This is a genomic window from Escherichia sp. WS1451 (genome assembly GCF_046487365.1).
Lineage (GTDB): Bacteria > Pseudomonadota > Gammaproteobacteria > Enterobacterales > Enterobacteriaceae > Escherichia > Escherichia coli.
Genome location: NZ_JBJQJP010000010.1, coordinates 53,357 through 68,653 on the forward strand (window position 1 = coordinate 53,357; position 15,297 = coordinate 68,653).

Consider the following 15,297-nt stretch of genomic DNA (forward strand, 5'->3'; position numbering starts at 1 on the left):
TCAATGCGCAATTTGCAGCCCAACATGTCACGTTGGGCTTTTTTTGCGAAATCAGTGGGAACCTGGAATAAAAGCAGTTGCCGCAGTTAATTTTCTGCGCTTAGATGTTAATGAATTTAACCCATACCAGTACAATGGCTATGGTTTTTACATTTTACGCAAGGGGCAATTGTGAAACTGGATGAAATCGCTCGGCTGGCGGGAGTGTCGCGGACCACTGCAAGCTATGTTATTAACGGCAAAGCGAAGCAATACCGTGTGAGCGACAAAACCGTTGAAAAAGTCATGGCTGTGGTGCGTGAGCACAATTACCACCCGAACGCCGTGGCAGCTGGGCTTCGTGCTGGACGCACACGTTCTATTGGTCTTGTGATCCCCGATCTGGAGAACACCAGCTATACCCGCATCGCTAACTATCTTGAACGCCAGGCGCGGCAAAGGGGTTATCAACTGCTGATTGCCTGCTCGGAAGATCAGCCCGATAACGAAATGCGCTGCATTGAGCACCTTTTACAGCGTCAGGTTGATGCCATTATTGTTTCGACGTCGTTGCCACCTGAGCATCCTTTTTATCAACGCTGGGCTAACGACCCGTTCCCGATTGTCGCGCTGGACCGCGCCCTCGATCGTGAACACTTCACCAGCGTGGTTGGTGCCGATCAGGATGATGCCGAAATGCTGGCGGAAGAGTTACGTAAGTTTCCCGCCGAGACGGTGCTTTATCTTGGCGCGCTGCCGGAGCTTTCTGTCAGCTTCCTGCGTGAACAAGGCTTCCGTACTGCCTGGAAAGATGATCCGCGCGAAGTGCATTTCCTTTATGCCAACAGCTATGAGCGGGAGGCAGCTGCCCAGTTATTCGAAAAATGGCTGGAAACGCATCCGATGCCGCAGGCGCTGTTCACAACGTCATTTGCGCTGTTGCAAGGGGTGATGGATGTCACGCTACGTCGCGACGGCAAACTGCCTTCTGACCTGGCAATTGCCACCTTTGGCGATAACGAACTGCTCGACTTCTTACAGTGCCCGGTGCTGGCAGTGGCTCAACGTCACCGCGATGTCGCAGAGCGTGTGCTGGAGATTGTCCTGGCAAGCCTGGACGAACCGCGTAAGCCAAAACCTGGTTTAACGCGCATTAAACGTAATCTCTATCGCCGCGGCGTGCTCAGCCGTAGCTAAGCCGCGAACAAAAATACGCGCCAGGTGAATTTCTCTCTGGCGCGTTGAGTACGGGAATGGACATCAATATCCTTAAAGTAAATAAGACTATTCCTGGCTATTATTGATAAATGCTTTTAAACCTGCCCGTTAATTACCTCACCAGCTGAAATTCACAATAATTAAGTGATATCGATAGCGCGTTTTTGCATTATTTTGTTACATGCAGAGATGAATTGCCGATTTAACAAACACTTTTCTTTGCTTTTGCGCAAACCCGCTGGCATCAAGCGCCACACAGACGCAACAGGGACTGTTAACCGGGGAAGATATGTCCTAAAATGCCGCTCGCGTCGCAAACTGACACTTTATATTTGCTGTGGAAAATAGTGAGTCATTTTAAAACGGTGATGACGATGAGGGATTTTTTCTTACAGCTATTCATAACGTTAATTTGCTTCGCACGTTGGACGTAAAATAAACAACGCTGATATTAGCCGTAAACATCGGGTTTTTTACCTCGGTATGCCTTGTGACTGGCTTGACAAGCTTTTCCTCCGCTCCGTAAACTCCTTTCAGTGGGAAATTGTGGGGCAAAGTGGGAATAAGGGGTGAGGCTGGCATGTTCCGGGGAGCAACGTTAGTCAATCTCGACAGCAAAGGGCGCTTATCAGTGCCTACCCGTTATCGGGAACAGCTGCTTGAGAACGCTGCCGGTCAAATGGTTTGCACCATTGACATTCATCACCCGTGCCTGCTGCTTTACCCCCTGCCTGAATGGGAAATTATCGAGCAAAAATTATCGCGTCTGTCGAGCATGAACCCGGTTGAGCGCCGTGTGCAGCGCCTACTGTTAGGTCATGCCAGCGAATGTCAGATGGATGGCGCAGGTCGATTGTTAATCGCGCCAGTACTGCGGCAACATGCCGGGCTGACAAAAGAAGTGATGCTGGTTGGACAGTTCAACAAGTTTGAGCTGTGGGATGAAACAACCTGGCATCAACAGGTCAAGGAAGATATCGACGCAGAGCAGTTGGCTACCGGAGACTTATCGGAGCGACTGCAGGACTTGTCTCTATAAAATGATGGAAAACTATAAACATACTACGGTGCTGCTGGATGAAGCCGTTAATGGCCTCAATATCCGTCCTGATGGCATCTACATTGATGGGACTTTTGGTCGCGGTGGTCACTCACGTCTGATCCTCTCGCAGCTTGGCGAAGAGGGGCGTTTGTTGGCGATCGATCGCGACCCGCAGGCTATCGCCGTTGCGAAGACTATTGATGATCCGCGCTTCTCCATCATCCACGGACCTTTCTCCGCGCTGGGCGAATATGTTGCCGAGCGCGATCTTATCGGCAAGATCGACGGCATTCTCCTCGATCTTGGCGTCTCTTCACCGCAACTTGATGATGCTGAACGCGGCTTTTCCTTTATGCGCGATGGTCCGCTGGACATGCGTATGGACCCAACCCGTGGGCAGTCAGCCGCTGAATGGCTACAAACCGCAGAAGAAGCCGATATCGCCTGGGTATTGAAAACCTATGGTGAAGAGCGTTTTGCCAAACGCATTGCCCGCGCCATTGTCGAGCGTAACCGCGAACAGCCGATGACCCGCACCAAAGAACTGGCGGAAGTCGTGGCTGCTGCAACGCCGGTGAAAGATAAGTTTAAACATCCCGCGACCCGGACCTTCCAGGCGGTGCGCATTTGGGTAAACAGTGAACTGGAGGAGATAGAGCAGGCGCTAAAAAGCTCGCTCAACGTGCTGGCCCCGGGTGGGCGGCTTTCGATCATCAGCTTCCACTCGCTGGAAGACCGTATTGTGAAACGTTTTATGCGTGAAAACAGCCGCGGTCCGCAAGTTCCGGCAGGGTTACCGATGACTGAAGAGCAGCTCAAAAAACTGGGTGGCCGTCAGCTGCGAGCACTAGGCAAGTTAATGCCGGGCGAAGAAGAGGTGGCTGAGAACCCTCGTGCCCGTAGTTCAGTTCTGCGTATTGCAGAGAGGACGAACGCATGATCAGCAGAGTGACAGAAGCTCTAAGCAAAGTTAAAGGATCGATGGGAAGCCACGAGCGCCATGCATTGCCTGGTGTTATCGGTGACGATCTTTTGCGATTTGGGAAGCTGCCACTCTGCCTGTTCATTTGCATTATTTTGACGGCGGTGACCGTGGTAACCACGGCGCACCATACCCGTTTACTGACCGCTCAGCGCGAACAACTGGTGCTGGAGCGAGATGCTTTAGACATTGAATGGCGCAACCTGATCCTTGAAGAGAATGCGCTCGGCGACCATAGCCGGGTGGAAAGGATCGCCACGGAAAAGCTGCAAATGCAGCATGTTGATCCGTCACAAGAAAATATCGTAGTGCAAAAATAAGGATAAACGCGACGCATGAAAGCAGCGGCGAAAACGCAGAAACCAAAACGTCAGGAAGAACATGCCAACTTTATCAGTTGGCGTTTTGCGTTGTTATGCGGCTGTATTCTCCTGGCGCTGGCTTTTCTGCTCGGACGCGTAGCGTGGTTACAAGTTATCTCCCCGGATATGCTGGTAAAAGAGGGCGACATGCGTTCTCTTCGCGTTCAGCAAGTTTCCACCTCCCGCGGCATGATTACTGACCGTTCTGGTCGCCCGTTAGCGGTGAGCGTGCCGGTAAAAGCGATTTGGGCTGACCCGAAAGAAGTGCATGACGCTGGCGGTATCAGCGTCGGTGATCGCTGGAAGGCGCTGGCTAACGCACTCAATATTCCGCTGGATCAGCTTTCAGCCCGCATTAACGCCAACCCGAAAGGGCGCTTTATTTATCTGGCGCGTCAGGTAAACCCTGACATGGCAGAGTACATCAAAAAACTGAAACTGCCGGGGATTCATCTGCGTGAAGAATCTCGCCGTTATTATCCATCCGGCGAAGTGACCGCTCACCTCATCGGCTTTACTAACGTCGATAGTCAGGGGATTGAGGGCGTCGAGAAGAGTTTCGATAAATGGCTTACCGGGCAGCCGGGTGAGCGCATTGTGCGTAAAGACCGCTATGGTCGCGTAATTGAAGATATCTCTTCCACCGACAGTCAGGCGGCGCACAACCTGGCGCTGAGTATTGATGAACGCCTGCAGGCGCTGGTTTATCGCGAACTGAACAACGCGGTGGCCTTTAACAAAGCTGAATCTGGTAGCGCCGTGCTGGTGGATGTCAACACCGGTGAAGTGCTGGCGATGGCTAACAGCCCGTCATACAACCCAAACAATCTGAGTGGCACGCCGAAAGAGGCGATGCGTAACCGTACCATCACTGACGTGTTTGAACCGGGTTCAACGGTTAAACCGATGGTGGTGATGACCGCGTTGCAACGTGGCGTAGTGCGGGAAAACTCGGTACTGAATACCGTTCCTTATCGAATTAACGGCCACGAAATCAAAGACGTGGCACGCTACAGCGAATTAACCCTGACCGGGGTATTACAGAAGTCGAGTAACGTCGGTGTTTCCAAGCTGGCGTTAGCGATGCCGTCCTCAGCGTTAGTAGATACTTACTCACGTTTTGGACTGGGAAAAGCGACCAATTTGGGGTTGGTCGGAGAACGCAGTGGCTTATATCCTCAAAAACAACGGTGGTCTGACATAGAGAGGGCCACCTTCTCTTTCGGCTACGGGCTAATGGTAACACCGTTACAGTTAGCGCGAGTCTACGCAACTATCGGCAGCTACGGCATTTATCGCCCACTGTCGATTACCAAAGTTGACCCCCCGGTTCCCGGTGAACGTGTCTTCCCGGAATCCATTGTTCGCACCGTGGTGCATATGATGGAAAGCGTGGCGCTACCGGGCGGCGGCGGCGTGAAGGCGGCGATTAAAGGCTATCGTATCGCCATTAAAACCGGTACCGCGAAAAAGGTCGGGCCGGACGGTCGCTACATCAATAAATATATTGCTTATACCGCAGGCGTTGCGCCTGCGAGTCAGCCGCGCTTCGCGCTGGTTGTTGTTATCAACGATCCGCAGGCGGGTAAATACTACGGCGGCGCCGTTTCCGCGCCGGTCTTTGGTGCCATCATGGGCGGCGTATTGCGTACCATGAACATCGAGCCGGATGCGCTGACAACGGGCGATAAAAATGAATTTGTGATTAATCAAGGCGAGGGGACAGGTGGCAGATCGTAATTTGCGCGACCTTCTTGCTCCGTGGGTGCCAGACGCACCTTCGCGAGCACTGCGAGAGATGACACTCGACAGCCGTGTGGCTGCGGCGGGCGATCTCTTTGTAGCTGTAGTAGGTCATCAGGCGGACGGGCGTCGATATATCCCGCAGGCGATAGCGCAAGGTGTGGCTGCCATTATTGCAGAGGCGAAAGATGAGGCGACCGACGGTGAAATCCGTGAAATGCACGGCGTACCGGTCATCTATCTCAGCCAGCTCAACGAGCGTTTATCTGCACTGGCGGGCCGCTTTTACCATGAACCCTCTGACAATTTACGTCTTGTAGGCGTAACGGGCACCAACGGCAAAACCACGACGACCCAGCTGCTGGCACAGTGGAGCCAACTGCTTGGCGAAACCAGCGCGGTAATGGGCACCGTTGGTAACGGCCTGCTGGGGAAAGTGATCCCGACAGAAAATACCACCGGTTCGGCAGTCGATGTTCAGCATGAGCTGGCGGGGCTGGTGGATCAGGGCGCGACTTTTTGCGCAATGGAAGTTTCCTCCCACGGACTGGTACAGCACCGTGTGGCGGCATTGAAATTTGCGGCGTCGGTCTTTACCAACTTAAGCCGCGATCACCTTGATTATCATGGTGATATGGAACACTACGAAGCCGCGAAATGGCTGCTTTATTCTGAGCATCATTGCGGTCAGGCGATTATTAACGCCGACGATGAAGTGGGCCGCCGCTGGCTGGCAAAACTGCCGGACGCGGTTGCGGTATCAATGGAAGATCATATCAATCCGAACTGTCACGGACGCTGGTTGAAAGCGACTGAAGTGAACTATCACGACAGCGGTGCGACTATTCGCTTTAGCTCAAGCTGGGGCGATGGGGAAATTGAAAGCCATCTGATGGGCGCTTTTAACGTCAGCAACCTGCTGCTGGCGCTGGCGACACTGCTGGCACTCGGCTATCCACTGGCTGAGCTGCTGAAAACCGCCGCGCGTCTGCAACCGGTTTGCGGACGTATGGAAGTGTTCACTGCACCAGGCAAACCGACGGTGGTGGTGGATTACGCGCATACGCCAGATGCACTGGAAAAAGCCTTACAGGCGGCGCGCCTGCACTGTGCGGGCAAGCTGTGGTGCGTCTTTGGCTGTGGTGGCGATCGTGATAAAGGCAAACGTCCACTGATGGGCGCAATTGCTGAAGAGTTCGCTGACGTGGCGGTGGTAACGGACGATAACCCGCGTACCGAAGAACCGCGTGCCATCATCAACGATATTCTGGCGGGAATGTTAGATGCCGGACATGCCAAAGTGATGGAAGGCCGTGCTGAAGCGGTGACTTGCGCTGTTATGCAGGCTAAAGAGAATGATGTGGTACTGGTCGCGGGCAAAGGTCATGAGGATTACCAGATTGTTGGCAATCAGCGTCTGGACTACTCCGATCGCGTCACGGTGGCGCGTCTGCTGGGGGTGATTGCATGATTAGCGTAACCCTTAGCCAACTTACCGATATTCTCAACGGTGAACTGCAAGGTGCAGATATTACCCTTGATGCTGTAACCACTGACACGCGAAAACTGACGCCGGGCTGCCTGTTTGTTGCCCTGAAAGGCGAACGTTTCGATGCTCATGATTTTGCCGACCAGGCGAAAGCTGGCGGCGCAGGCGCACTACTGGTTAGCCGTCCGCTGGATATCGATCTGCCGCAGTTAATCGTCAAGGATACGCGTCTGGCGTTTGGTGAACTGGCTGCATGGGTTCGCCAGCAAGTTCCGGCGCGCGTGGTTGCTCTGACAGGTTCCTCCGGCAAAACATCCGTTAAAGAGATGACGGCGGCAATTTTAAACCAGTGCGGCAACACACTTTATACGGCAGGCAATCTCAATAACGACATCGGTGTACCGATGACGCTGTTGCGCTTAACGCCGGAATACGATTACGCAGTTATTGAACTTGGCGCGAACCATCAGGGTGAAATTGCCTGGACTGTGAGTCTGACTCGCCCGGAAGCGGCGCTGGTCAACAACCTGGCAGCGGCACATCTGGAAGGTTTTGGCTCGCTTGCGGGTGTCGCGAAAGCGAAAGGTGAAATCTTTAGCGGCCTGCCGGAAAACGGTATCGCCATCATGAACGCCGACAACAACGACTGGCTGAACTGGCAGAGCGTAATTGGCTCACGCAAAGTGTGGCGTTTCTCACCCAATGCCGCCAACAGCGATTTCACCGCCACCAACATCCATGTGACTTCGCACGGTACGGAATTTACCCTGCAAACCCCAACAGGTAGCGTGGATGTTCTGCTGCCGCTTCCAGGGCGTCACAATATTGCGAATGCGCTGGCAGCCGCTGCGCTCTCCATGTCCGTGGGCGCGACGCTTGATGCTATCAAAGCGGGGCTGGCAAATCTGAAAGCTGTTCCAGGCCGTCTGTTCCCCATCCAACTGGCGGAAAACCAGTTGCTGCTCGACGACTCCTACAACGCCAATGTTGGTTCAATGACTGCAGCAGTCCAGGTACTGGCTGAAATGCCGGGCTACCGCGTGCTGGTGGTGGGCGATATGGCGGAACTGGGCGCTGAAAGCGAAGCCTGCCATATACAGGTGGGCGAAGCGGCAAAAGCAGCTGGTATTGACCGCGTGTTAAGCGTGGGCAAACAAAGCCATGCTATCAGCACCGCTAGCGGCGTTGGCGAACATTTTTCCGATAAAACTGCGCTTATCGCGCGTCTTAAATCACTGATTGCTGAGCAACAGGTAATTACGATTTTAGTTAAGGGTTCACGTAGTGCTGCCATGGAAGAGGTAGTACGCGCTTTACAGGAGAATGGGACATGTTAGTTTGGCTGGCCGAACATTTGGTCAAATATTATTCCGGCTTTAACGTCTTTTCCTATCTGACGTTTCGCGCCATCGTCAGCCTGCTGACTGCGCTGTTCATCTCATTGTGGATGGGCCCGCGCATGATTGCTCATTTGCAAAAACTTTCCTTTGGTCAGGTGGTGCGTAACGACGGTCCTGAATCACACTTCAGCAAGCGCGGTACGCCGACCATGGGCGGGATTATGATCCTGACAGCGATTGTGATCTCCGTACTGCTGTGGGCTTACCCATCCAATCCGTACGTTTGGTGCGTACTGGTGGTGCTGGTAGGTTACGGCATCATTGGCTTTGTTGATGACTATCGCAAAGTGGTGCGTAAAGACACCAAAGGGTTGATCGCTCGTTGGAAGTATTTCTGGATGTCGGTCATTGCGCTGGGTGTTGCCTTCGCGCTGTACCTTGCCGGCAAAGACACGCCCGCAACGCAGCTGGTGGTTCCGTTCTTTAAAGATGTGATGCCGCAACTGGGGCTGTTCTACATTCTGCTGGCTTACTTCGTCATTGTGGGTACTGGCAACGCGGTAAACCTGACTGATGGTCTCGACGGTCTGGCAATTATGCCGACCGTATTTGTCGCCGGTGGTTTTGCGCTGGTGGCGTGGGCGACCGGCAACATGAACTTTGCCAGCTATTTACACATACCGTATCTACGACACGCCGGGGAACTGGTCATTGTCTGTACCGCGATAGTCGGGGCAGGGCTGGGCTTCCTGTGGTTTAACACCTATCCGGCGCAGGTCTTTATGGGCGATGTCGGTTCGCTGGCGTTAGGTGGTGCGTTAGGTATTATCGCCGTACTGCTGCGTCAGGAATTCCTGCTGGTGATTATGGGGGGCGTGTTCGTGGTAGAAACGCTTTCCGTCATCCTGCAGGTCGGCTCCTTTAAACTGCGCGGACAACGTATTTTCCGCATGGCACCGATTCATCACCACTATGAACTGAAAGGCTGGCCGGAACCGCGCGTCATTGTGCGTTTCTGGATTATTTCGCTGATGCTGGTCCTGATTGGTCTGGCAACGCTGAAGGTACGTTAATCATGGCTGATTACCAGGGTAAAAATGTTGTCATTATCGGCCTGGGCCTCACCGGGCTTTCCTGCGTGGACTTTTTCCTCGCTCGCGGTGTGACGCCGCGCGTTATGGATACGCGTATGACACCGCCAGGCCTGGATAAATTACCCGAAGCTGTAGAACGCCACACGGGCGGTCTGAATGATGAATGGCTGATGGCGGCCGATCTGATTGTCGCCAGTCCCGGTATTGCACTGGCGCATCCATCCTTAAGTGCTGCCGCTGATGCCGGAATCGAAATCGTTGGCGATATCGAGCTGTTCTGTCGTGAAGCACAAGCACCGATTGTGGCGATCACCGGTTCTAACGGCAAAAGCACGGTCACCACGCTAGTGGGTGAAATGGCGAAAGCGGCGGGGGTTAACGTTGGTGTGGGTGGCAATATTGGCCTGCCTGCGTTGATGCTGCTGGATGATGAGTGCGAACTGTACGTGCTGGAGCTGTCGAGCTTCCAGCTTGAAACCACCTCCAGTTTACAGGCGGTAGCAGCGACCATTCTGAACGTAACTGAAGATCATATGGATCGCTATCCGTTTGGTTTACAACAGTATCGTGCAGCAAAACTGCGCATTTACGAAAACGCAAAAATTTGCGTGGTTAATGCTGATGATGCCTTAACAATGCCGATTCGCGGTGCGGATGAACGCTGCGTCAGCTTTGGCGTCAACATGGGTGACTATCACCTGAATCATCAGCAGGGTGAAACCTGGCTGCGGGTGAAGGGCGAGAAAGTGCTGAACGTGAAAGAAATGAAACTTTCCGGGCAGCATAACTACACCAATGCACTGGCAGCTCTGGCACTGGCAGATGCCGCTGGTTTGCCGCGCGCCAGCAGCCTGAAAGCGTTAACCACATTCACTGGTCTGCCGCATCGCTTTGAAGTTGTGCTGGAGCATAACGGTGTGCGCTGGATTAACGATTCAAAAGCGACCAACGTCGGCAGTACGGAAGCGGCACTGAATGGCCTGCACGTAGACGGCACGCTGCATTTGTTGATGGGCGGCGATGGTAAATCGGCAGATTTTAGCCCACTGGCGCGTTACCTGATTGGCGATAACGTACGTCTGTATTGTTTCGGTCGGGACGGCGCGCAGCTGGCGGCGCTACGCCCGGAAGTGGCAGAACAAACCGAAACCATGGAACAGGCGATGCGCTTGCTGGCTCCGCGTGTTCAGCCGGGCGATATGGTTCTGCTCTCCCCGGCCTGTGCCAGCCTTGATCAGTTCAAGAACTTTGAACAACGAGGCAATGAGTTTGCCCGTCTGGCGAAGGAGTTAGGTTGATGCGTTTATCTCTCCCTCGCCTGAAAATGCCGCGCCTGCCAGGATTCAGTATTCTGGTCTGGATCTCCACGGCGCTAAAGGGCTGGGTGATGGGCTCGCGGGAAAAAGATACCGACAGCCTGATCATGTACGATCGCACCTTACTGTGGCTGACCTTCGGCCTCGCGGCGATTGGCTTTATCATGGTGACCTCGGCGTCAATGCCCATAGGGCAACGCTTAACCAACGATCCGTTCTTCTTCGCGAAGCGTGATGGCGTCTATCTGATCCTGGCATTCATTCTGGCGATCATTACGCTGCGTCTGCCGATGGAGTTCTGGCAACGCTACAGTGCCACGATGCTGCTCGGATCTATCATCCTGCTGATGATCGTTCTGGTAGTGGGTAGCTCGGTTAAAGGGGCATCGCGTTGGATCGATCTCGGCTTGCTGCGTATCCAGCCTGCGGAGCTGACAAAACTGTCGTTGTTTTGCTATATCGCCAACTATCTGGTGCGTAAAGGCGACGAAGTACGTAATAACCTGCGCGGCTTTCTGAAACCGATGGGCGTAATTCTGGTGTTGGCAGTGTTACTGCTGGCACAGCCAGACCTTGGTACGGTGGTGGTGTTGTTTGTGACTACGCTGGCGATGTTGTTCCTGGCGGGAGCGAAATTGTGGCAGTTCATTGCCATTATCGGTATGGGCATTTCAGCTGTTGTGTTGCTGATCCTCGCCGAACCGTACCGTATCCGCCGTGTTACCGCATTCTGGAATCCGTGGGAAGATCCCTTTGGCAGCGGCTATCAGTTAACGCAATCGTTGATGGCGTTTGGTCGCGGTGAACTGTGGGGACAAGGTTTAGGTAACTCGGTACAAAAACTGGAGTATCTGCCGGAAGCGCACACTGACTTTATTTTCGCCATTATCGGCGAAGAACTGGGGTATGTCGGTGTGGTGCTGGCACTTTTAATGGTATTCTTCGTCGCTTTTCGCGCGATGTCGATTGGCCGCAAAGCATTAGAAATTGACCACCGTTTTTCCGGTTTTCTCGCCTGTTCTATTGGTATCTGGTTTAGTTTCCAGGCGCTGGTTAACGTAGGCGCGGCGGCGGGGATGTTACCGACCAAAGGTCTGACATTGCCGCTGATCAGTTACGGTGGTTCGAGCTTACTGATTATGTCGACAGCCATCATGATGCTGTTGCGTATTGATTATGAAACGCGTCTGGAGAAAGCGCAGGCGTTTGTACGAGGTTCACGATGAGTGGTCAAGGGAAGCGATTAATGGTGATGGCAGGCGGAACCGGTGGACATGTATTCCCGGGACTGGCGGTTGCGCACCATCTAATGGCTCAGGGTTGGCAAGTTCGCTGGCTGGGGACTGCCGACCGTATGGAAGCGGACTTAGTGCCAAAACATGGCATCGAAATTGATTTCATTCGTATCTCTGGTCTGCGTGGAAAAGGTATAAAAGCACTGATAGCTGCGCCGCTGCGTATCTTCAACGCCTGGCGTCAGGCGCGGGCGATTATGAAAGCGTACAAACCTGACGTGGTGCTCGGTATGGGCGGCTATGTATCAGGTCCAGGTGGTCTGGCTGCGTGGTCGTTAGGCATTCCGGTTGTACTTCATGAACAAAACGGTATTGCGGGCTTAACCAATAAATGGCTGGCGAAGATTGCTACCAAAGTGATGCAGGCGTTTCCAGGCGCTTTCCCTAATGCGGAAGTGGTGGGTAACCCGGTGCGTACCGATGTGCTGGCGCTGCCGTTGCCGCAGCAACGTTTGGCTGGACGTGAAGGTCCGGTTCGTGTGTTGGTAGTGGGTGGTTCCCAGGGCGCACGCATTCTTAATCAGACAATGCCGCAGGTTGCTGCAAAACTGGGTGATTCAGTCACTATCTGGCATCAGAGCGGCAAAGGTTCGCAACAATCCGTTGAACAGGCGTATGCCGAAGCGGGACAACCGCAGCATAAAGTGACGGAATTTATTGATGATATGGCGGCGGCGTATGCGTGGGCGGATGTCGTTGTTTGCCGCTCCGGTGCGTTAACGGTGAGTGAAATCGCCGCGGCAGGACTTCCGGCGTTGTTTGTGCCGTTTCAACATAAAGACCGTCAGCAATACTGGAATGCGCTACCGCTGGAAAAAGCGGGCGCAGCCAAAATTATCGAGCAGTCACAGCTTAGCGTGGATGCTGTCGCCAACACCCTGGCCGGGTGGTCGCGAGAAACCTTATTAACCATGGCAGAACGCGCCCGGGCTGCATCCATTCCGGATGCCACCGAGCGAGTGGCAAATGAAGTGAGCCGGGCTGCCCGGGCGTAATTGTAGCGATGCCTTTTGCATCGTATGAATTTAAGAAGTTAATGGCGTAAAGAATGAATACACAACAATTGGCAAAACTGCGTTCCATCGTGCCCGAAATGCGTCGCGTTCGGCACATACATTTTGTCGGCATCGGTGGTGCCGGTATGGGCGGTATTGCCGAAGTTCTGGCCAATGAAGGTTATCAGATCAGTGGTTCCGATTTAGCGCCAAATCCGGTCACGCAGCAGTTAATGAATCTGGGTGCGACGATTTATTTCAACCATCGCCCGGAAAACGTACGTGATGCCAGCGTGGTCGTTGTTTCCAGCGCGATTTCTGCCGATAACCCGGAAATTGTTGCCGCTCATGAAGCGCGTATTCCGGTGATCCGTCGTGCTGAAATGCTGGCTGAGTTAATGCGTTTTCGTCATGGCATCGCCATTGCCGGAACACACGGCAAAACGACAACCACCGCGATGGTTTCCAGCATCTACGCAGAAGCGGGGCTCGACCCAACCTTCGTTAACGGCGGGCTGGTAAAAGCGGCGGGGGTTCATGCGCGTTTGGGGCATGGTCGGTACCTGATTGCCGAAGCAGATGAGAGTGATGCATCGTTCCTGCATCTGCAACCGATGGTGGCGATTGTCACCAATATCGAAGCCGACCACATGGATACCTACCAGGGCGACTTTGAGAATTTAAAACAGACCTTTATTAATTTTCTGCACAACCTGCCGTTTTACGGTCGTGCAGTGATGTGTGTTGATGATCCGGTGATCCGCGAATTGTTACCGCGAGTGGGACGTCAGACCACGACTTACGGCTTCAGCGAAGATGCCGACGTGCGTGTAGAAGATTATCAGCAGATTGGCCCGCAGGGGCACTTTACGCTGCTGCGCCAGGACAAAGAGCCGATGCGCGTCACCCTGAATGCGCCAGGTCGTCATAACGCGCTGAACGCCGCAGCTGCGGTTGCGGTTGCTACGGAAGAGGGCATTGACGACGAGGCTATTTTGCGTGCGCTGGAGAGCTTCCAGGGTACTGGTCGTCGTTTTGATTTCCTCGGTGAATTCCCGCTGGAGCCAGTGAATGGTAAAAGCGGTACGGCGATGTTGGTCGATGACTACGGCCACCACCCGACGGAAGTGGACGCCACTATTAAAGCGGCGCGTGCAGGCTGGCCGGATAAAAACCTGGTAATGCTGTTTCAGCCGCACCGTTTTACCCGTACGCGCGACCTGTATGATGATTTCGCCAATGTGCTGACGCAGGTTGATACCCTGTTGATGCTGGAAGTGTATCCGGCTGGCGAAGCGCCAATTCCGGGAGCGGACAGCCGTTCGCTGTGTCGCACAATTCGTGGACGTGGGAAAATTGATCCCATTCTGGTGCCGGACCCGGCGCAGGTAGCCGAGATGCTGGCACCGGTATTAACCGGTAACGACCTGATTCTCGTTCAGGGGGCTGGTAATATCGGAAAAATTGCCCGTTCTTTAGCTGAAATCAAACTGAAGCCGCAAACTCCGGAGGAAGAACAACATGACTGATAAAATCGCGGTCCTGTTGGGCGGGACCTCCGCTGAGCGGGAAGTTTCTCTGAATTCTGGTGCAGCGGTGTTAGCCGGGCTGCGTGAAGGCGGTATTGACGCGTATCCTGTCGACCCGAAAGAAGTCGACGTGACGCAACTGAAGTCGATGGGCTTTCAGAAAGTGTTTATCGCGCTACATGGTCGCGGCGGTGAAGATGGCACGCTGCAGGGCATGCTCGAGCTGATGGGCTTGCCTTATACCGGCAGCGGAGTGATGGCATCTGCGCTTTCAATGGATAAACTACGCAGCAAACTTCTGTGGCAAGGTGCCGGTTTACCGGTCGCTCCGTGGGTAGCGTTAACCCGCGCAGAGTTTGAAAAAGGCCTGAGTGATAAGCAGTTAGCAGAAATTTCTGTTCTGGGTTTGCCGGTTATCGTTAAGCCGAGCCGCGAAGGTTCCAGTGTGGGAATGTCAAAAGTAGTAGCAGAAAATGCTCTACAAGATGCATTAAGATTGGCATTTCAGCACGATGAAGAAGTATTGATTGAAAAATGGCTAAGTGGGCCGGAGTTCACGGTTGCGATACTCGGTGAAGAAATTTTACCGTCAATACGTATTCAACCGTCCGGAACCTTCTATGATTATGAGGCGAAGTATCTCTCTGATGAGACACAGTATTTCTGCCCCGCAGGTCTGGAAGCGTCACAAGAGGCCAATTTGCAGGCATTAGTGCTGAAAGCATGGACGACGTTAGGTTGCAAAGGATGGGGACGTATTGACGTTATGCTGGACAGCGATGGACAGTTTTATCTGCTGGAAGCCAATACCTCACCGGGTATGACCAGCCACAGCCTGGTGCCGATGGCGGCACGTCAGGCAGGTATGAGCTTCTCGCAGTTGGTAGTACGAATTCTGGAACTGGCGGACTAA

14 protein-coding genes are annotated in these 15,297 nt (G+C 53.6%); all 14 read left to right on the forward strand.

Annotated elements, in window-relative coordinates; translation table 11 throughout:
- The first annotated feature begins 3 nt into the window (after positions 1–3).
- The 14 genes from ACJHX7_RS14165 (at position 4) to ddlB (ending at position 15,297) form a co-directional block, all read left to right on the forward strand.
- Positions 4–90, forward strand: coding sequence for a fruR/shl operon leader peptide (locus ACJHX7_RS14165; RefSeq protein ID WP_001303787.1), 87 nt, complete (start codon positions 4–6; stop codon positions 88–90).
- An 81-nt stretch (positions 91–171) separates the two neighbouring features.
- The gene (gene cra, locus ACJHX7_RS14170) at positions 172–1,176 is read left to right on the forward strand and encodes a catabolite repressor/activator (RefSeq protein WP_000762401.1); all 1,005 of its coding nucleotides are present in this window, start codon (positions 172–174) and stop codon (positions 1,174–1,176) included.
- 601 nt (positions 1,177–1,777) lie between these two features.
- Positions 1,778–2,236 carry a division/cell wall cluster transcriptional repressor MraZ gene (mraZ, locus tag ACJHX7_RS14175; protein ID WP_001295770.1) on the forward strand — a complete coding sequence of 153 codons (459 nt, stop codon included), beginning with the start codon at positions 1,778–1,780 and terminating at the stop codon, positions 2,234–2,236.
- A gap of 1 nt (position 2,237) precedes the next feature.
- Positions 2,238–3,179 (forward strand): 16S rRNA (cytosine(1402)-N(4))-methyltransferase RsmH, encoded by a 942-nt coding sequence (gene rsmH, locus ACJHX7_RS14180; protein ID WP_000970479.1) that lies wholly within the window; start codon positions 2,238–2,240, stop codon positions 3,177–3,179.
- Entirely contained in the window at positions 3,176–3,541 is a 366-nt protein-coding gene (ftsL, locus tag ACJHX7_RS14185; RefSeq protein WP_000625658.1) for a cell division protein FtsL, read from the forward strand. The genes rsmH and ftsL overlap by 4 nt, the downstream gene beginning before the upstream one ends.
- Before the next feature lie 15 nt (positions 3,542–3,556).
- Positions 3,557–5,323, forward strand: coding sequence for a peptidoglycan glycosyltransferase FtsI (gene ftsI / locus ACJHX7_RS14190; RefSeq protein ID WP_000642212.1), 1,767 nt, complete (start codon positions 3,557–3,559; stop codon positions 5,321–5,323).
- Positions 5,310–6,797 carry a UDP-N-acetylmuramoyl-L-alanyl-D-glutamate--2,6-diaminopimelate ligase gene (gene murE, locus ACJHX7_RS14195; RefSeq protein WP_000785125.1) on the forward strand — a complete coding sequence of 496 codons (1,488 nt, stop codon included), beginning with the start codon at positions 5,310–5,312 and terminating at the stop codon, positions 6,795–6,797. Before ftsI ends, murE begins: the two co-directional genes overlap by 14 nt.
- Positions 6,794–8,152: a UDP-N-acetylmuramoyl-tripeptide--D-alanyl-D-alanine ligase gene (gene murF / locus ACJHX7_RS14200; protein ID WP_000626669.1), complete on the forward strand. Its 1,359-nt coding sequence runs from the start codon at positions 6,794–6,796 to the stop codon at positions 8,150–8,152. The genes murE and murF overlap by 4 nt, the downstream gene beginning before the upstream one ends.
- Positions 8,146–9,228 carry a phospho-N-acetylmuramoyl-pentapeptide-transferase gene (gene mraY / locus ACJHX7_RS14205; RefSeq protein ID WP_000964122.1) on the forward strand — a complete coding sequence of 361 codons (1,083 nt, stop codon included), beginning with the start codon at positions 8,146–8,148 and terminating at the stop codon, positions 9,226–9,228. The genes murF and mraY overlap by 7 nt, the downstream gene beginning before the upstream one ends.
- A gap of 2 nt (positions 9,229–9,230) precedes the next feature.
- A complete protein-coding gene (murD, locus tag ACJHX7_RS14210) occupies positions 9,231–10,547 on the forward strand; it encodes a UDP-N-acetylmuramoyl-L-alanine--D-glutamate ligase (protein WP_089582853.1) in 1,317 nt (438 codons plus the stop codon).
- Positions 10,547–11,791, forward strand: a complete 1,245-nt coding sequence (gene ftsW, locus ACJHX7_RS14215; protein WP_001295532.1) for a cell division protein FtsW — start codon at positions 10,547–10,549, stop codon at positions 11,789–11,791. Before murD ends, ftsW begins: the two co-directional genes overlap by 1 nt.
- Positions 11,788–12,855 (forward strand): undecaprenyldiphospho-muramoylpentapeptide beta-N-acetylglucosaminyltransferase, encoded by a 1,068-nt coding sequence (gene murG, locus ACJHX7_RS14220; protein ID WP_000016564.1) that lies wholly within the window; start codon positions 11,788–11,790, stop codon positions 12,853–12,855. The genes ftsW and murG overlap by 4 nt, the downstream gene beginning before the upstream one ends.
- Before the next feature lie 53 nt (positions 12,856–12,908).
- The gene (gene murC, locus ACJHX7_RS14225) at positions 12,909–14,384 is read left to right on the forward strand and encodes a UDP-N-acetylmuramate--L-alanine ligase (protein WP_001096048.1); all 1,476 of its coding nucleotides are present in this window, start codon (positions 12,909–12,911) and stop codon (positions 14,382–14,384) included.
- On the forward strand, positions 14,377–15,297 hold the full coding sequence (gene ddlB / locus ACJHX7_RS14230) for a D-alanine--D-alanine ligase (protein WP_094030010.1): 921 nt from the start codon (positions 14,377–14,379) through the stop codon (positions 15,295–15,297). Before murC ends, ddlB begins: the two co-directional genes overlap by 8 nt.

Excerpts from the sequence above, each read along its gene's own strand:
- ACJHX7_RS14165 (WP_001303787.1), top strand. The coding sequence starts at position 4 with ATGCGCAATTTGCAGCCCAACATGTCACGTTGGGCTTTTTTTGCGAAA.
- mraZ (WP_001295770.1), top strand. The coding sequence starts at position 1,778 with ATGTTCCGGGGAGCAACGTTAGTCAATCTCGACAGCAAAGGGCGCTTA.
- rsmH (WP_000970479.1), top strand. The coding sequence starts at position 2,238 with ATGATGGAAAACTATAAACATACTACGGTGCTGCTGGATGAAGCCGTT.
- ftsL (WP_000625658.1), top strand. The coding sequence starts at position 3,176 with ATGATCAGCAGAGTGACAGAAGCTCTAAGCAAAGTTAAAGGATCGATG.
- ftsI (WP_000642212.1), top strand. The coding sequence starts at position 3,557 with ATGAAAGCAGCGGCGAAAACGCAGAAACCAAAACGTCAGGAAGAACAT.
- murF (WP_000626669.1), top strand. The coding sequence starts at position 6,794 with ATGATTAGCGTAACCCTTAGCCAACTTACCGATATTCTCAACGGTGAA.
- mraY (WP_000964122.1), top strand. The coding sequence starts at position 8,146 with ATGTTAGTTTGGCTGGCCGAACATTTGGTCAAATATTATTCCGGCTTT.
- murD (WP_089582853.1), top strand. The coding sequence starts at position 9,231 with ATGGCTGATTACCAGGGTAAAAATGTTGTCATTATCGGCCTGGGCCTC.
- ftsW (WP_001295532.1), top strand. The coding sequence starts at position 10,547 with ATGCGTTTATCTCTCCCTCGCCTGAAAATGCCGCGCCTGCCAGGATTC.
- murG (WP_000016564.1), top strand. The coding sequence starts at position 11,788 with ATGAGTGGTCAAGGGAAGCGATTAATGGTGATGGCAGGCGGAACCGGT.
- murC (WP_001096048.1), top strand. The coding sequence starts at position 12,909 with ATGAATACACAACAATTGGCAAAACTGCGTTCCATCGTGCCCGAAATG.
- ddlB (WP_094030010.1), top strand. The coding sequence starts at position 14,377 with ATGACTGATAAAATCGCGGTCCTGTTGGGCGGGACCTCCGCTGAGCGG.